13 protein-coding genes are annotated in these 16,806 nt (G+C 58.3%); 8 read left to right on the top strand and 5 right to left on the bottom strand.

All coding sequences use genetic code 11. The features are described from left to right. Positions 1-87 precede the first annotated feature (87 nt). The gene (locus WDM91_08735; GenBank protein ID MEI9994666.1) at positions 88-2,070 is read left to right on the top strand and encodes an ATP-binding protein; all 1,983 of its coding nucleotides are present in this window, start codon (positions 88-90) and stop codon (positions 2,068-2,070) included. Between the two features lie 27 nt (positions 2,071-2,097). Here WDM91_08735 and WDM91_08730 read toward each other — a convergent pair whose 3' ends face one another. Continuing rightward, entirely contained in the window at positions 2,098-3,117 is a 1,020-nt protein-coding gene (locus WDM91_08730) for a hypothetical protein (GenBank protein ID MEI9994665.1), read from the bottom strand. A 218-nt stretch (positions 3,118-3,335) separates the two neighbouring features. Here WDM91_08730 and WDM91_08725 point away from each other — a divergent pair, with 218 nt between their 5' ends. From WDM91_08725 to WDM91_08715, 3 genes are all read left to right on the top strand, one after another. After that, complete coding sequence (locus tag WDM91_08725) at positions 3,336-3,563, top strand: hypothetical protein (protein ID MEI9994664.1); 228 nt, start codon at positions 3,336-3,338, stop codon at positions 3,561-3,563. Positions 3,564-3,943: 380 nt separating this feature from the next. Beyond that, positions 3,944-5,635, top strand: coding sequence for a ParB/RepB/Spo0J family partition protein (locus WDM91_08720; GenBank protein ID MEI9994663.1), 1,692 nt, complete (start codon positions 3,944-3,946; stop codon positions 5,633-5,635). A 337-nt stretch (positions 5,636-5,972) separates the two neighbouring features. Beyond that, positions 5,973-6,182 (top strand): hypothetical protein, encoded by a 210-nt coding sequence (locus WDM91_08715; protein MEI9994662.1) that lies wholly within the window; start codon positions 5,973-5,975, stop codon positions 6,180-6,182. Positions 6,183-6,215: 33 nt separating this feature from the next. Here WDM91_08715 and WDM91_08710 read toward each other — a convergent pair whose 3' ends face one another. The 3 genes from WDM91_08710 to WDM91_08700 form a co-directional block, all read right to left on the bottom strand. Further along, a complete protein-coding gene (locus WDM91_08710) occupies positions 6,216-7,184 on the bottom strand; it encodes a hypothetical protein (GenBank protein ID MEI9994661.1) in 969 nt (322 codons plus the stop codon). A 124-nt stretch (positions 7,185-7,308) separates the two neighbouring features. After that, on the bottom strand, positions 7,309-8,760 hold the full coding sequence (locus tag WDM91_08705; protein MEI9994660.1) for a type IV secretory system conjugative DNA transfer family protein: 1,452 nt from the start codon (positions 8,758-8,760) through the stop codon (positions 7,309-7,311). Positions 8,761-8,763: 3 nt separating this feature from the next. Beyond that, positions 8,764-9,237 (bottom strand): hypothetical protein, encoded by a 474-nt coding sequence (locus WDM91_08700; GenBank protein ID MEI9994659.1) that lies wholly within the window; start codon positions 9,235-9,237, stop codon positions 8,764-8,766. 509 nt (positions 9,238-9,746) lie between these two features. Here WDM91_08700 and WDM91_08695 point away from each other — a divergent pair. The 4 genes from WDM91_08695 (at position 9,747) to WDM91_08680 (ending at position 13,717) form a co-directional block, all read left to right on the top strand. After that, positions 9,747-10,895 carry a transposase gene (locus tag WDM91_08695; GenBank protein ID MEI9994658.1) on the top strand — a complete coding sequence of 383 codons (1,149 nt, stop codon included), beginning with the start codon at positions 9,747-9,749 and terminating at the stop codon, positions 10,893-10,895. Positions 10,896-11,115: 220 nt separating this feature from the next. Then, positions 11,116-11,472 (top strand): plasmid mobilization relaxosome protein MobC, encoded by a 357-nt coding sequence (gene mobC, locus WDM91_08690; protein ID MEI9994657.1) that lies wholly within the window; start codon positions 11,116-11,118, stop codon positions 11,470-11,472. Then, positions 11,469-12,782, top strand: coding sequence for a relaxase/mobilization nuclease domain-containing protein (locus tag WDM91_08685; GenBank protein MEI9994656.1), 1,314 nt, complete (start codon positions 11,469-11,471; stop codon positions 12,780-12,782). Before mobC ends, WDM91_08685 begins: the two co-directional genes overlap by 4 nt. Positions 12,783-13,123: 341 nt before the next feature. Continuing rightward, positions 13,124-13,717, top strand: coding sequence for a site-specific integrase (locus WDM91_08680; protein MEI9994655.1), 594 nt, complete (start codon positions 13,124-13,126; stop codon positions 13,715-13,717). A 24-nt stretch (positions 13,718-13,741) separates the two neighbouring features. Here WDM91_08680 and WDM91_08675 read toward each other — a convergent pair whose 3' ends face one another. Continuing rightward, entirely contained in the window at positions 13,742-16,669 is a 2,928-nt protein-coding gene (locus WDM91_08675; protein ID MEI9994654.1) for a cold shock domain-containing protein, read from the bottom strand. Positions 16,670-16,806 lie beyond the last annotated feature (137 nt).

Below are 16,806 nucleotides of genomic sequence, written 5' to 3'. Positions count from 1 at the left end.
CGAACGTCGCCAAATCGTCGAAAAAGCACTATGTTATCCAGCCTTCGATTCTAGACCTCACCATCGTCGCGCGATTGGACACGTTCAATGGCACGTCCGCGCAAGATTCGTCAGACACCAAGTCAGGTTCTGCTTGAGGGAAGAGACCCCAAAGAACTGGTGCTCACTTATGCCGGTAACATCATCAAGCATCTCGGCGTCCAGATGTATGCAGGACGTCCTGTGCCGGCCATCGCTGAACTCATCTCCAATGCATGGGATGCCGACGCGCGGACGGTAGACGTCATTGTCCCGATGGGCGAGGCCTGGCGACCTGACGATGCTGCCCACGTTATTCGCGTCGAAGACAACGGCAATGGCATGACCTGGGATATGATCCGAGACGCCTATCTCGACGTTGGCCGTGACAGACGCGAGGAAGACAATACGGACAAATCACCTGGCGGCCGTCTTCTTCAAGGCAGGAAGGGGATCGGAAAGCTAGCCGGGTTTGGCGTAGCAGACGTGCTCGAAGTCCAAACTGTGTATCGTAAGCCCGACAAGAAGCTGGGCGAGAGGGTGCTGATTTGGTTCAAGCTGGACTTGCAAAAGCTAAAGGAGATCGAACGTCGACCTGCCCCCGTTGACGTAATTTTCGCCGGCCCGGTAAGCAAAGCCCCGGCCAAAGCGCGCACGACGCGCGGCACCACGATCATCTTGCGCCGCCTTCATTCTCGGAAGGCGCGGAGCAGTGAACTGTTCAACCACAGCATGGCGGAACGGTTTCTTTTCATTGGCCCGAAATTTCGCGTTCGCCTCAATGGCGACGACCTGAAACCGGAGGACATCAACCTTCAGTGGCGATGGCCGAAGGCCGGCTGGACCAAGGATCACGTCAAGGGCTGCGGTGACGTTCGGTATTGGATTGGATTCACGCCCACCCCGAGAAAACAGAACGAAGGGCAACTGAGCGGAATCCTGATTTATACGCGGGAGAAAATCTCTCAAGAGGCGATGGTATTCGACATTAGTGGCGGCGTGACAGGCCAACATGGACTTCGTTATCTCGTCGGCATGGTGAAAGCTGAGTGGCTCGACGCCGGCATTCACGAGACGGACTTCATCGCGACGCCCCGAGATGCAATCGCATGGGAGAGTCCCCAAGGCGCCGCGTTCAAAGAGTGGGGACAACAACTCGTCAAGAAATACCTCGCCGAGTGGGCACGTCGCCGCGCCAAGCTGCGCGAGAAACAGATCAAAGAGCTAAATCCGGCAATTGCCGCGCGCATCGATCATCTAGCACCCGCCTACAAGGACGTAGCGGTTCAATTCGTTGATAAGTTCAAGTCCATTGAGATGGAACCCAGTGAGTTCGAAGGAATCCTTTCTTGGTTCCTCGACGCGCTGGAAAATGCCACGCTTCGAAGCATCCTGAAGAAGCTGCGCGAGTCCGACATCAGCGATCTCGCTCAATTGGACGATCTTCTTTCGAAGATGGAAGTGCGCACCGCCGTAACGCTTTTACAGATCATCGACAGCAACCTGGCTGCGATCGACACTTTGCAACGAATGCACGATCACGACGCTAAGGAACGGGGCGTGCTCGCGAAGCATCTTGAAGGCAATCCTTGGCTCATCGACACAACTTGGATGCTCAATAAGGCCGAAGGCAGGGTCGCCACTTGGATAAGGACGGAATTCGGGAAAAAGGCTGGACGGCAGAAGCGGAAGGGAGACGACGACCGAGCCGATTTCTTCTGCGTGGCCATTGGCGGAACACTTCACATCGTCGAGATCAAACGAGGCGCGTTCGTAGCGAGGCTGGCCGACGTCAATCAAGCTAACCGGTATCGCGACTATGTGCTTAAGCGCTTTTCGGAACTTACTGATCCCAAAGCAATAAAGTACACCCAGGTACAAAGCCATTTGATTGCAGCTCGCCTCCACGACGAGGCCTTGTCCACCGCCGAGTCCCTTCAGAATACCGGCAAGGTTTTTTTCACGTCATGGGATGACCTGATTGAGCGTGCCAAGCACAGCCATCGTCAGTTCCGCGCTGCACTCCAAAAGAAGGCCGTGGAAGCCGGCTAAGGCATTCCACCCACAACCCACGCTAGCCTAGCCGCGGACCAGTTTCTCAGGGCTGTCGGCGATCTTGAGCTGGACACTTCGCCCGTCGGGCAGGTCTGGCTCCGGATTTGCATTTGCCATGTGCAAAACTAGGGAGCCAGCCGTGATCACTATACGGCCGGACGCAACACCCTCATCGACGAGGGCTTTTTTGATTGCCGTCACCCGGCGAAAGCTTATGTCGGTAATACTGCCATCATCTCCGCCAGGTGATGCAAGCGCTGTCGCGAGCTGTGTGAGCGACGTAAGCGTCTGCGATGGTCCCTGCCGGATTTGTTCCTGCGTGATCAAATTCACCATCAGTCCTGGATGTTCGTTCAGCAGGCCTGCCCATTGCATCAGTACAGTCTTGCCCGAAGGCGAGATCTCCGCGCTTTCTCGTCCGAAAAAGATTTTGTCTCCGATCGACGTCAATTCATGCTCTGCGATCGTCATTTCGCTATCGCTCGGCCGTGCCAAAGGCATGGCAATGCCAGCCGAACGACGGACCGCGTCGGCGTTGGGATCGGTGCTTGGCGGCAACTGAACAGGTAGCGATGTATTTGCCTCAACCTGAACTGGTGAAGAAGGTCTAGCCGGCGCCAGCGCCTGCCTAACCCCGACTGGACGCAAGTTCGAAACGGCTTTGACATCGCCGCGAGCCAGCGTGGTGGGCGGCGGCGCGAGACGATTGCTGGGAGCCGATACAACCCGCACAGGAAGTGCGGACACCGAACTCGGGACAATGTGTTGACGGCCCAATGCGACTTGATGCCTAGGAACGACGTGCTGAACGCGTGTTCTTTCCGCTAACCGGTGATCAACCATGCGGTCGATGAATGCCGAGAAAGTGTCACCAAGAAAGGTATATGCCGAAAGCGCGGCCTCGAAGCCTCCGACTATCGCGAGCACCGCCGTGATAACGGCGAGACCCCGGTTGCGCCGGTGTTTCTTCCGGAACACCACCCCAGAACTCAATACAAAAAATAGTCCTGAGATCGCAGCTACTAACGCATGAATTATCGCCATTGGCCGACGCCTCCAGCATCCTTAATCGGCTCGCACATAATAACCATCCATCGGTTATTTGTGCTCAAGGCTTTTTGTGCCGGTGTGATCGCTTGGAGAATCTAGTGTTGCCAAGCACTTATAGATCAAGATTTTCCTTTTTACTTTCACAAAACCACGCTATTTTTTATGTGAAATAGCGAGGACCTGTGTTTGACCGACCCAATGTAGATGCACCTTTGTCGAACGATGACGCGTGGGATTGTGAAGTCGATTTGATTCGAAGAAATGCGATCATCACCGGGTTTGGTTTAGGGGCTTTCGAAATACTCCTGGGCATTTCAGACGGTCTGGCCGTCCGCAATCTGCCGTACCTAATCGGCGCTGTGGCGGTATTCCTGTTGGCGAGCCGTCCAAACATTGTGCGCCTTGGCGAACTAAATCGCGCGGCGAGATTAGATCGTTAGCCAATTCCACTTGTGCGCGCCGCTTCGCGGCCGGGCTCTCGCGTGCCGAGCCTGAAGTCTCGGCCCTTCGGGCTTCGATCCCTCGCGCAAGGAGCTTCCGGCATCGCTGCGCGATGGCTTTGTTTGAAGCCAATCCCGGTGCGCCGGGTGGGCGGCGCTCCCTTCTAGGCCGTTCGCGGCGAGCCGCAACCCGCTATCGCGGGTCCTCCACTTCGTTGCGGCCCTTCGGATGCAGCCCGCCTCAATCGAACGGCCTCTGCGGTCGCTTTCTCGCCGCCCACCCTGCTTCCGGGGATTGGTGCGGAAGGGGGCAGGTGCAGGGTGCGCCAGTTTTCCTTCTCGATTGAGAGCATCCCCGGGGGCGTCAATGGAGACACACTATGGAACTAAGACACATACCCCTTGAGCAGTTGCATATCTCATCCCTCAACATGCGCCATGAGAAGAAGGCCCCGGATGTTTCCGACATCCTGCCAAGCATCCGCGCGCGGGGCATCCTGCAGCCGCTTCTCGTCCGCCCGAACCGGGAAGGATTTGAGATCGTTGCCGGGCGGCGGCGCTACTTCTCGGCCAAGGCCGTCGAGAAGGAGCGCGGGTCGTTCGACGATATCCCCTGCGCCGTGATGCAGCAGGGCGACGACGCGGCGGCGCTCGAAGCGTCCCTTATCGAGAATGCCGCCCGGCTCGACCCCACGCCCATGAAGCAGTTCGAGACCTTCTATCGCCTCGTGAAGGAGGGAAGGACGCCGGAGCAGATCGCCATCACCTTCGGCCTCACGAGACGTCAGGTGGAGCAACGCCTGGCGCTCGCCAATCTCCATCCCAAAATCCGCGAGCTCTATGGCGACAGCGAGGTCGGTGACGAGACTGTCGAGTATCTGACGATGGCTACGAAAGCGCAGCAGAAAGAATGGCTGGAGGCGCACGAGGATGGAGTGGCGTTCTATGGCCGCGACTTCAAGCACGTTCTGTTGGGCGAGGAAGCCATCGATACCGGGGCGGCGCTCTTTCCCATCGGGGACTACAAGGGCGGGATCAAGACCGATCTGTTTGGCGAGGACAGCTACTTCTCGGATGCCAAAACCTTCTGGGAACTGCAACGCGCCGCCATCGAACAGCGCAGGCAGGCCTACCTCGAAAGCGGCTGGCAGGAGGTGATCGTGCTGCCGGACGGCGACCACTTCCAGCAGTGGGAGCATGAGCGGCTTCCGAAGACCCGAGGCGGCAAGGTCTTTGTCACCGTCTCCAAATATGGCCGGGTCGAGTTCTTCGAAGGCTGGATCAGCCGCGCCCACCTTGAGCGGGCGAAAAAGCAGGAAGCAAAGGCGAAAGCCGATAAGCCCGATCCCGCAAACCGTCCGCAGATGACGCAGGCGATGGAGAACTACCTTGAGCTTCATCGGCACGCCGCCGTGCGGCTTGCCCTGCTTGTCGATCCCGCGAAGGCGTTTCGCCTTCTCGTCGCCCACGCCATCGCATCGAGCGGCAACTGGTCCGTGCGTTTGGAAGCGCAGCGTTCGCACTCGAACGCGATCAAGGGCAGCATCGAGAGCAGCGCGGCGCAGCAGCAGTTCGAGAAGGAACGCCGGAAGGCCTACGATCTTCTCGACCTGCCGGAGACCGTCACGGGCGACGAGCGCACCGCGCTCTGCTTCGTGAAGCTGCTCGGCATGAAGGACGCGCAGGTCATGCGCCTCGCGTCCGTCATCATGGCCGATACGCTCGCGGTGGGTTCCTTCCCGGTCGAGACAGCAGGTGCCGTGCTGGAGGTCGATGCCCGTCCGCACTGGCAGGCCGACGACTGCTTCCTCGACATGATCCGCGACAAGGCAACGTTGAGCGCCATGATCGCAGAAGTCGCGGGCAAAGACGTGGCCAAGGCGAATGCGGGCGGGAAGGCCGCAACGCTCCGCCAGATCATCCGCGACGCGCTTGCGGGCCGAAACGGACGCAAGAAGGCAGAAGGCTGGTTGCCCGGCTGGATGGCATTCCCGTTCGCCGCCTACGGCAAGGGCTCGTCGGGTCTCGCGGAGGCATCGGCTACCGCGAAGAAGCTTCTCCGCAAACTGTAGGAGCGGCGCGCTCCGTCGCCGCTTCTGCGGCTGGAAAGGCCCGGCGAAAGCCGGGCTTTTCTTTTGCCCTTCGAATCAGCTTGGCGTGATCGGGGAGCCTTGGTTTCCGTGTCTTGCGCCGTTCCTTTCGGGCGAACCGCTTATCGGCCTCAAGACGATGCGTGGTTCTGGACGCGCGCGCGCCGCCGTCAACGGGTGGGTGCTCGCTTCCTCCACTTCGTTCCGTGCAGCTCCGCTCCCGCTACGCGCCGTTGACGCCGCCGCTTCTCCGCCCGTCCAGACGAACCGCATCGAGGCCGCATGAAGCGGGCTCACCAACAAGCGAAAGGAACAGACAATGAGCAAGACAAAACCCGAAACCAAGGCCGCGCCCGCCTACCGCATCTTCAGCGTGACGAAAGAGGAAGGCAAAGATGCCGTCTGGCAGGAGATCGGCGCCGCCTGGATGCACAAGGACGGCAAGGGCCTCAACCTTCAGTTCAAGGCGCTTCCGCTTCCCGATGGCGAGATCGTTCTCCGCGAACCGAAGCCGAAGGAGCAGAAGTAGGATACCGCCGGCCGGAGCGGGCAACCGCTCCGGCTATCGCGGCTCCGTGGGAATGGCCCTGATCCGGCCGAGTCGCTGGCGATGGAATTGCAGGTAATATTTCTGCATGTTGTTCGCGGGCTTCGTAGGCGGCGCGAAGGGTCGTATAGACGTGCCTTCGCGGGCGTATTTTGCGCGCAGGTCGTTCGCCAGTTGGATCGCCTCCTGGCGGCGATGCGGCGGCGGCTCCCATCCAACCGTGAGAAGACGATAGAGCCGTGCATGAGCCCACATGGTCATGCAGTGATCTTCCTCCAAGGGTTTGCCGTAATCGCCCAGCTCGCCGCCCAGGACCATCCAGCCGTCATCAAAGTCTCTTACTGTCTCGCACTCCGAACGCGCAATTGCGTGCAAATCGTCAATCGTCTTGTAGTAAAAATACATGCCGGATTCGGAGAGGATGAACATGCTGGTCTCGGTCGGCTTGGTTTGAACGCCTCGCAGAACTCCTTCGTGAAACCAGAATCCCTGGCGGTTCCAGTGCGCGTCGAGATCGTCCTTCGGTGGCGTCCGGAAAGGCTGGTCGAGACGCCCGAGAAGTTTAAGCGGGAGATTTACCTCTGGGCTGTTGGAGAGTCTCGGATAGCCCTGGTCGAAGTAGTATTCGGGGATGGGCTGACCGACCTCGATGTTCGCCAGCGTGAATATCGTGGACGGTTTGGCGCGATAAGGCGCATGTCCGCCGCTCAAAGGCGCGGCGATCTTCGCGCGAAATGCCAGGCCAGGCCGAGGCGGTCTATGTGCTGCGCCGTTCCGAAACCCGATATTGATTTTGCCAAACCGCACGGCTTGGCGGTCGAATATCGTCCGCTTGACCTCCGTAAAGACCAACGCCGTCAGGATCGTGTGAACCGAGCCGTCCGCACCGACCCACTCCGTGCCAGTGGACTGGTGCATCATGCCGTGAATGGTCGCGCCGATATCGAGCTTCGAAAGTGTCGTGCCGCGTCTATGTAATCCCATCTTGCCCCCGCCGCCGATTTTAACGGCAGAGGGCGCAAGTATTTACAAAATTCGTCCGTAGCCGGACGATCTGTTGATATTCAAGGGGAAATTGGACCGCAGAGTTAAGTTTCAGGCAGGGACGTCAGCCGGACGCGTGCTTATAGGGATTTTCCCTGGCCCTCTTTTCGAGCTTGATCACTTCCCCGTAATAAGGCGCGTAGGCCGAGATGGTCTCCGACATCCCGGCAAGCCACATGAACATGAACCCGTTGCGGACCGCGAAAAATTTCTGCGGCACGAGGAACGGCACCTTGATCTGCTGCCAGCTGAGGCTTTCGCTGGTCGAAGTCCCGTTTTCGCTCACACTTGAGCTCTTGCTGCGGTTCTCCGCGGTGTCGGTCATGTCGCCCGCGCGCTCCGACATCCATTTCGCCGTTGTTAAGTCTCGCGCGCCGAACGATACGACTGCTCCCGACATGCCGATGAACGTTTCCCAGCGTTCCTTGTAAAGTGCCTTCAGCTGGTTGAGATCTTGCAGCACCGGCATGATCTGGATGCCGTAGCCTCGGACCAGGGCCCAGACGGTCTCGATGATCTGCAAATGGCCCAGCGCCGCGAACTCGTCGATCATGAAGAGCGTGCGCGGTTCGCCTTTTTCCCGCGCGCGCATGACGCCGCGGAGCGCCGAGGTCAGGACGAGCCTGATCCATTTGGAATGCCGCTCGATCATCTCGGGCGGAAGAACGATATAGACCGTCACGGGCCTTTTCTTCATTTCCCGGAAATCGAACGTGCCGCGCGCCAGGTCGGATGCGATCTCGTCATCGTCGAACGGTTCCGTCTGCCGCTTCGCGGCGGAGGCGATGCTGCGGATTTCGTTCGTCCAATCGTTGAATTGCCCCGCCTTGTTGCGCAAGCCGGCAACAGACGATTGCATCATTTCGCGGGCAAGTTCGGGAATGCCACGCCCGCGATAACCGTTCCGCTCGTTCGGTTCTTCGCTTGCCATACAGAGGAGTTCGCGCACGTCGGAGAAGACCGGAATGTTTCCCGTGCGGCGCGCTTCGATGCAGACATACATGATGATCGCGGCAAGAAGGCTGCGTGCCGATCCGTCCCAGTGGGGATCGCTGCTCTCGACCTTGATCAGAGCTTCCGCGAGCAATGCGGCATCCGCATTGAAGGAAGGTGCCGTCGGATCGAGCGCCACCATCGGATTGAACCCATCGCTCTTGAGGTCTTCGTAACCCGGTCTGCCGGCAAGAATGCCGAACGGATTTATGATGACGACCTCGCCAAGCGTTCGCCGGTAGGGAGCCGAGACGGCGGCAAGCTCTCCTTTCGGATCGACCACGACGATGCTTCGATCTTCGAGTTCGAGGAGATTGGGAAGCAACAGTCTCGTGCTCTTGCCCGAACCGTTGGGGCCGAACACCAGGGTATGCAGTTGCCCGCCGTAGCGCATCTTGCCTCCAAATTCGGGCACGTCACCGTCGAGCCTTACGATGCGTCCCAGATTGATGGCATCGGGAGCGGAGGAACCGAGAACGGATAACCCTTTTGACGCTTGTCTCGCGGGGTACGGACCGGGCATGGGCTAGTCCTCGAATTGAGGGGGAATCTCTGGTGTGGGATCGCCTTTGAGAGCGATATGTACATGGCTTTCCCGCGCGACGGGAGGTTTGCCGTACGGATAGTGGTGTGCGCGATCTTCAAAGCCGAGCGAGGAGTCGGCAACGAAAAGCGTCTCATATACGAGAGAGAAAAGGGACAGGACGAGAACAGCGCTTTGGCAAAAGCCAGCATATAACAGCAGCGCCATAACGCCTTCATGGTTGCTGGGATTTCCGGTGCGATGGAGAGCGAAAATGCCTAGCCCGCACACTGTCACGCCTACAAAGAGGGGCCGGATGTATCCCCTCAAGAGGTGCCAGCTGCTTTTGAAGCGTTCAGGCAGAGAGAGGAAATAGCGTCGCCAGGGAAATTTGCGAATCCAGTTGAAGACGATCAGGCCCAGGCCTGCCGCGACAAGCGCGGCGACTAGGTTTTCTGGCCGATCCCACCCGTGCATGGCGAGCGTCCCCGGAGTGACGGGATAATTCTAACCCCACCGACCGAAAATTTCACAAGAGATTGGGGTGCGCCTCGATCTACCAGTTTCTTGGGATAGTCCCGGCTACGGACGATCTGGTATATTTCCCATATTCCGTGCCATGGCCGGAACGGGCGGCGGTTGCCCTGCCGCCGCACCTCGTCCCCCATATTGAGGGGGATCGAGGTGCTCGCTCCGAGGGAGAAAAAGGGCAAAAATAGTCGAGAGAAAGGTTTGGCAAGCCATGCGCGGTAGTGCGCGTCGGATTTCCGGCAGAGCCGAAAACCCTTGCGCGCCGCGCGGCTTGGCAGGGGGCTTGCGCCCCCGTGCACCCCCTAAAAAAAGGCCTTGCCCCTCGTTGGATGGCCCGCGCAGAGGTGCTTCAGCCCCTGCGTCCCGGACCGAAGGGGTCGCTCCCATAGGCGCTAACTTAAGCATGGACGTATGGAATCGCTCTGTGATTCATAGGGAAGATGCGAATCGCATCTTTGCTGACCGGTCGCTGGGACGAGCTTGCTTTGGCGGTTATGCCCGGCGCGGAGCTTCAATCGCTGGCACGGGCGCGCCGTGCGATCGTGCGCAGCCGCAAGCTGGGCCAAGCCCAGCAATTGCTGCGCCTGGCTTGGCTGTACGGCCCCGGCGGAATGTCGTTGCGCACGGCGGCGGGCTGGGCGAGCGGCAGCGGACTTGCGGAGCTGTCCGATGTCGCCGTGCTCAAGGCTTTGCGCCGCATGGCCGATTGGATGGAGGCGCTGGTCGGCACGGCGTTGGCATCGCGGCTGGAGCAGGCGATCCCCTGCGAGCGTCCGATCGTGCTGATCGATGCCACCAGCGTGGCGCAACCGGGCGGGACGACGGCGGACTGGGTCCTGCACTGCCGCTATCGCACCGATGTCGGCTTCACGGGCTTCGAACTGACCGATCAGCATGCCGGCGAGCACCTGTCGCGTCATCGGCTCAATGCCGGAGAACTGGCAATCGCCGACCGCGGCTATGCGCGCGGTTCGGGGCTCGCTTATGCCCTGGACTGCGGTGCCGACTACCTGATCCGCACGGGCTGGCGCTCGCTGGCCTGGCGCGACGCGGACGGCAGCCGCTTGAACCTGCTCGGCCGTCTGGAACATCTCAAGCCCGGCGAGATAGCCGATCTGCGCGTGCAGGTCGCGGTCAAGGAACGGACGCTGACGACGCGGCTGATTGTGCTGGCGCGCGACGAAGAGGCCACGGCAAAGGCCGAGCGCAACGTAAGGCTCAAGGCCCAGAAGAACTGCCGCCCGGGAGACAAGCGCAGCATGACGGCGGCGCGCTATCTGATGGTCGTCACCTCGCTCGATGCCGAGCACTACCCCGCGCAAAAGATCCTGGCGTTGTACCGGATGCGTTGGCAGATCGAGTTGGCGTTCAAGCGCCTGAAGTCGCTGCTGCGCTTCGACCGCCTCCCGGCCAAGGACAAGGATTTGGCGCGAACCTGGCTCAACAGTCATCTGCTGCTCGCTCTGGTTCTCGACAAACTGACCCAGCAAGCGCTGGACTCTCCCCCCTGTGCGGATCGCAACGCGCGGGCGGCGGCACTCTATCTGGCGCGTCCAGCATTTGCTCAAAACCGCTCTCCTCGTCATCGTCATGGACGGCATTGAACAGATGTGGCGACGGCTCGAAGGCGTCTTCTACAGATTGTTCGAGCCGCCAAGACGACGAACCCTCCAACTGGAGCTGCCGCCATGAGCGCCGCAAAGTTAGCGCCTATGGGGGTCGCTCCCTCGGGACCCCCGTCCGAGGAGCCTTGCTCCCCAAGACGCCAGCGCCGGACGTGGGATGTTTCCCTCTACGGCTCCTTCCAGGCCCCGGGTGCCGGCTATGACCAGCGGCACTGAAAAACGCGCACGGAGCAGTCACATCACGATCCGGCTGACAGAGGACGAGCGCGCGGCTGTCAACGCGGCAGCGGAAGACGCGGGCCTCACGCCGGGAAGCTACGTCCGCCAGGTCGTGCTCGGGGCGCCTGTGCCCCGACAGGGCAAGCGCCGTCCGACCGAAAAGACAGAACTGGTCCGTCTCCTCGGCGAAGTCGGAAAGATCGGCAGCAATCTCAACCAACTCGCGCACCGGGCGAACAGCGGCGATGCCGTCAAAGCCCAGGAAGTTGAGACTGCCCTTGCCGGGTTGCATAAGATGAGGGCGTCGCTCCTCAAGGCACTCGGACGCGAGCCATGATTATCAAGGGCAAGTCGATCACCGGGCCGCAGGCTCTTGGTCCCTATCTCGGGAACGCCGAAAAGAACGAGCGTGTCGAGGTCCTCGAAGTCAAAGGCACGCTTGCACAAGACCTTGTTGGCGCCCTCATCGAGATGGATGCCTACGCCGAGGGCACCAAATGCGAGAAGCCGCTGTACCACGGGAAAATCAATCCCGAACCGCCATATCGCCTGACGCCAGAGCAACGCAGCGAGGCAATCGACGCGTTGGAGAAGAAGCTGGGACTGGAAGGTCACGCCCGCGTCGTCGTCCTTCACGAAAAGCTGGGGCGCGAGCACATCCACGTCGTCTGGACGCGCATTGATCTCGAAAACATGCGGGCCGTCCCGGACAGCCATAACTACCGGAAACACGAGGAAGTCGCACGCGACCTGGAGCGGCGCTTCGATCATCCCCATGTGCAAGGCGCACATGCCGAACGCGACGGCGCCGAGCGGCCAGACCGCAGTCCTTCACGCGCGGAAATGCGGCAGGAAGAACGCACCGGCATCAAGGGCAACGAAGTCCGCGCCGAAGTGACAGCGGCGTTCCGAGCAAGCGGCGGCGCTGAGGCATTCAAGGCCGCACTCGAAGCCAAAGGCTACATACTCGCCCAGGGCGACCGGCGAGATTTTGTGATTGTCGATCGCGAAGGCGGCGTTCACAGCCTCGCGCGCCGGATCGAAGGGGTAAAGGCGGCAGAACTGCGCGAGTTCATGAAGCCGGTCGACCGGGGAAACCTGCCAAAAGCCGAGCAAGCGAAAGAGGCACAGTTAGACCGCCAACAGGGTCGGTTATCGCTACTCGATCAGGCCGAATGGGATAACGCGTTGGACAAAAACGCAATCAAGAAGGCGAAAGAGCAGGACGACGACCGGAAGCGTCGCACGGCGGAAGGCCGCGGAGCGCGGAAGAAGGCGAAGGTTGGAAAATCATATGCGCGGGGCGAAGATTATGTGACCCAGTCCACAGCGGCGCTCAAGCATCACAAGCGCCGACAGAAGAATATTGATAAGGAAGCGCGGCCGCAGAGACCGCAAGCCGCTGTTTCGCATTATGAAAAAATAAAGGCCGGCGAGACACCGCGTGCAGAGCAGCAGATATCCGGGAATCATTTGTCGCTCTATGAGCGCATGAAGGCGAAGGCATCCGGCAAAGAAGTCACCGACAGGATGGGCCGGGCGCTTGACCGCGCTTCGGCAAATTCCCTCGAAGGAGAGCACTGGACTGACCGAGATCCCGACCGGCAGCCGGAGGCTCCTGGTGGAGGCCGCACCCGGAGCCGATAAGGGCAGCTGGCCAAAGCTGTAAATCATATGGGTATGACTGGCGCGGTGCAGCGGATGTCGTTGTAAGCCCGTTGCCGATTCCCATTCGTCCGAGCGGGATGTGCGAGGCGCAGCGGGCGGATTTTGCCGCCGCGTGCGAAGGCAAAATCACCTGGCAGCAGTACTTCGCCAAGTGGGGGCCTGCGTGCCTCAAATTGTAGAGAAAAATGTGGATCGATTTCGCTAGGCGACTCGGATGCGCGAGCGTATCGGTGAACAGAATGCTGTATTCTGTTCACGCCTCCTTTTCTCCGTCAACCGCTCAACCTCGCTTTTCGGCACAAAATGCGCGGAATTCGCCTATGTCGGATTCCCTTTTTGACGCTTACGGCGCACGCAAATACATCGTTCCCCGCGAAAGAGAGGCATTCGTTAGGACCGCTTTGCAAGCAGAGACCGATTTTGCAGCGTTTTGTCTGACACTCGCGATCACCGGCGCGCGCATCTCAGAGGTCTTGGCTCTTGGCTGTTCCGGAGTGGATGCCGGGGACGAAGGTATTGTTTTTCAGACTCTAAAACAGCGAGGGAAGAAGCGATTTCGCTTGGTGCCCGCTCCCGCCTTTCTCCTCCGACGGCTCATCGCACTTGGAGCTAACCAGAGCGGAGACCGTCTTTGGGCGTTTCAGCGGACCCACGCGTGGAGCCGGGTAAAAGCGATCATGCGCACGGCGGGTATTGGTGAACAGCAGTGTAAGCCAAAAGCACTTCGACATGGATTTGCTGTGGACGCGGTGCTTAACGGCGTCCCGCTAAATATCCTTCAGCGATGGATGGGCCACGCACGAATAGAGACTACGGCGATCTACGCTGCCGTCCTCGGTGAAGAGGAAAGAACACTCGCCCGTCGGGTATGGCGTTCAATTGAAGTTGCAGTAACGCCACCTTCGTCTGATTGAGCGGCCAATCTCAAATAGTGAGCGCTATATGATCTCGACTGACGTTGCCATGTATCCCTTACCCAATCGGCCGGACTCAATCTTCACGCGAACCGCCTGATCTTGGACCAGGTTTTTTATGCCGCTCTGATCAAGGACGCGCGCAGAGACATAGACGTCTTCTGGGAGTAGGTCAGCCTTAATGAAGCCATAGCCTTTGTGCGAATTGTAGAACTCGACGTGTCCATCAACTTGCTGCTGAGCTGTAGACGTTTGCACCGTTGAGCCCTGGCTTCGCTGCAATGAGTATACCGCAATCACCTGCAATCTGCCCTGAGCTCCTACCGCAATGTCACAGGTGATAGAGTCTCCCTCGCTGACGTGATCGATTTCCGCGAGCTTTAAGATAGTGCCGTGGAGAAATGCATCTTCTTCCAACCCCGCTTCGACAAAGCCATATCCTTTAGCGGGATTGAACCACTTTATAGTGGCCGGAACTTGACTGTATCCGGGTTGACGAGATGTGCGTTCATCGCCCTTAGCGCCTTGCGCTATAGTGTCGTCGATCCACCGTCCCCGAAGGTCGGCTCTCAGCTGTCTTTGCCCATTGTACAATTCGTCTGCCGGCAGTCGCATGAAAATCGTGTCTTCAGCGACGCAATAATTAGCAAACAACTTCTGGACTTCGCGCCAAGCACCTGCCCCCATCTTACCTTCGCTACGAATCCCGCGCAGACGATCGACAAATTCGGTACTTCTGGCCGGCGTGGCGTAGGCCATATCGGTCAGGTAAATCGGATCATTCAGTGCCATATCGTAGTGAATACGGCCCGCATGGGTAATCGCGATACGGTCTGAGGTTTCCAACGTTTCATTCGATGCGTCATATGGCTGCAAAAGTCGGCGAGCTAACAGGACGCTCAAGCCGTAATTTATAGCGGCCTCAGTGACGCCGGTTGAATCAAAATATTGCCGCACTTGGTCAACCGACATGTAGTTACCGATACCTGCCTCGTCGCCTGCGCGATCGATCAGCACTTTCAGCACGCTTAGAAGCAGCAGCGGACTAGTCGGGTAATGCGGGGATATCTCGAACACATTCAAAATGTATGGATTTTCTTCTGGTTGAAAATGATTGTGGTTGCCGAGAACCAACGCGTGCATCATTTTGCGGTGCTCAAGTTGCACGTGCATCTGCGCACCGCCGGCAATATATGCCTTCACCAGATCATCGATACTAAAGTATGGCGAGATTATAACACGGTGCGTGATGGCGAGCGTCGTCTGAACGTTGTTATTCGCGAGCCAACTAACTCGACGTGCTGCAAAATCTTCTTGGAGAAATACTTCCTCGACACATGCTGCGAAGGCGTTGATGTTGTCGACGCTGAGTTTAATCCCGCGGGTAAGAAAGTATGCTTTCTTGTCAACGCTTTCGTCGACTTTTCGTTTTAGGTAAGCGACTCTCTTTTCCAGCACAGCCTTGGCGGACGGCACTGGCAAATAGAACATTTTGCTCTTGTACGATTGGAACGGGCCGGCTTTAGAAAGCCGCCAAAAACTTGTATCCGTTATCGGTACGATCGCAAACGTGAATGGAATGTTCTCTCTTATTGCCTGAGAGAACTGAAATACGCTCTCTTGTACTTTCAGACTTGCTAGGGCGTCGGTATTGTCAAAAATCAGGCACGGTAGCAGCTTGCGATTATGCACTACATCCGAGAGCATTCGTAGAACATAGTCGTAGGGATTTTTGTCGAGCTGCTCGTGCAAAAACTCTCCGAACTTAATCTTGAAGGCGTCCTTGTTAGAGTCGTAGAGCGGCTTGAAGTGACCCTGGCTCCATCGTTGATATTCAGAGAAATATAGCCCCATCAGCGCGTCGTAGTTGGGGCCAGTCGCTCCATAGAGCAATTGTTCAATCGTGGCTTTTGCTTTGAGCGTCAACCACCCCTGCAACGCCCCTATGTCGCCGGACCACTTTTTAAGATCGATTTTGATGACTAAACACCTACTGCGAAGTGTCGGCTCAAGCACAGAAGCAAAAAATCTTTCCATGAACGTCGATTTGCCAGCGCCGGCATTTCCAACGATGACAATCGCTTCGCCAGTGCCACTTTCGACGGCGGTCAGAATTTCCTTAGCCAGAAGATTGTCGGTTGCGGGGCCCAGCTCCTCGATGGAGGTGGTTACTGTCCGTACAAGTTTCTCAAGGCTGGCATCGGCGAAGCGGCTTTCCCGAGTCTCCACAAAGCAATCGATTAGCATTTCGAGATTGTTATCGGCGGACATCGCACCGAAAAATTCTCGGAATACCGGGTCAAGATCTGCTGCGAGAGGACTAGGAGCAATCAGACGCGCGTCTTCGTTTCGGTTCGCAACAACAAGCGGCTCAAATTCCGCAATAGAGAGACCTGCCGCGCGAGCGAAACGCAGCGTATAGAGTCGGCTTGCGGCGCCAGACTTTGATAGCAAATCAAAGAACGCTGCGAACTCGTCGAGGATGGCCGTGAAGTTTGGAAAAACGAAGGCATGACCTTCACGGAATGAAACGCCCGCACCGGGGAAGGGCATAAAGACAATCCATGCAACTCCCGTGGTTACGACCGCACAGTTTACGCCGTGGTCGAAACAATATTTTGCTGCTTGTTCGACGCCGTCGATTGCGGAGGCGATGGCCTTGCCGCCAACCTTATAAGAGGCAAATCGCGGATTGAAGGTATCGACAAGTATTGTCCCTATGCGCTTGGCCTCCACAACAAGGCGCTTTTGGCCTGTGGCGCTGAGTAGGTAATCAGTGAATCCTGAAGGGCTATGAGGTTCGGTCTTGATGTCGGCGTAATCCCATCCCAGCACCTCGACCAAAATACGATTGATGAGTTGGAGACGTGCGTCCTGCTCGGTCTCAATCTCGCGGACGCGGTCAGTGACTTCGGCAAACAACGCGGTCGCCTTTGCCAGTGCGTCATCCATCTGCATTTTGAGGATGCCTTTCACAAAATTGGGGCGAGCTGGCCAGAACTCGCCTTGCGCCGCCGGCTATCCTACTGCGAACCCTAGGGTTTGCCATTGTGATGAACAGAATACAGCAAATTGTTCAGGGCGGCGGC

It is taken from the genome of Rhizomicrobium sp., assembly GCA_037200385.1.
Lineage (GTDB): Bacteria > Pseudomonadota > Alphaproteobacteria > Micropepsales > Micropepsaceae > Rhizomicrobium.
This window is presented reverse-complemented; position numbering and strand designations above follow the sequence as displayed.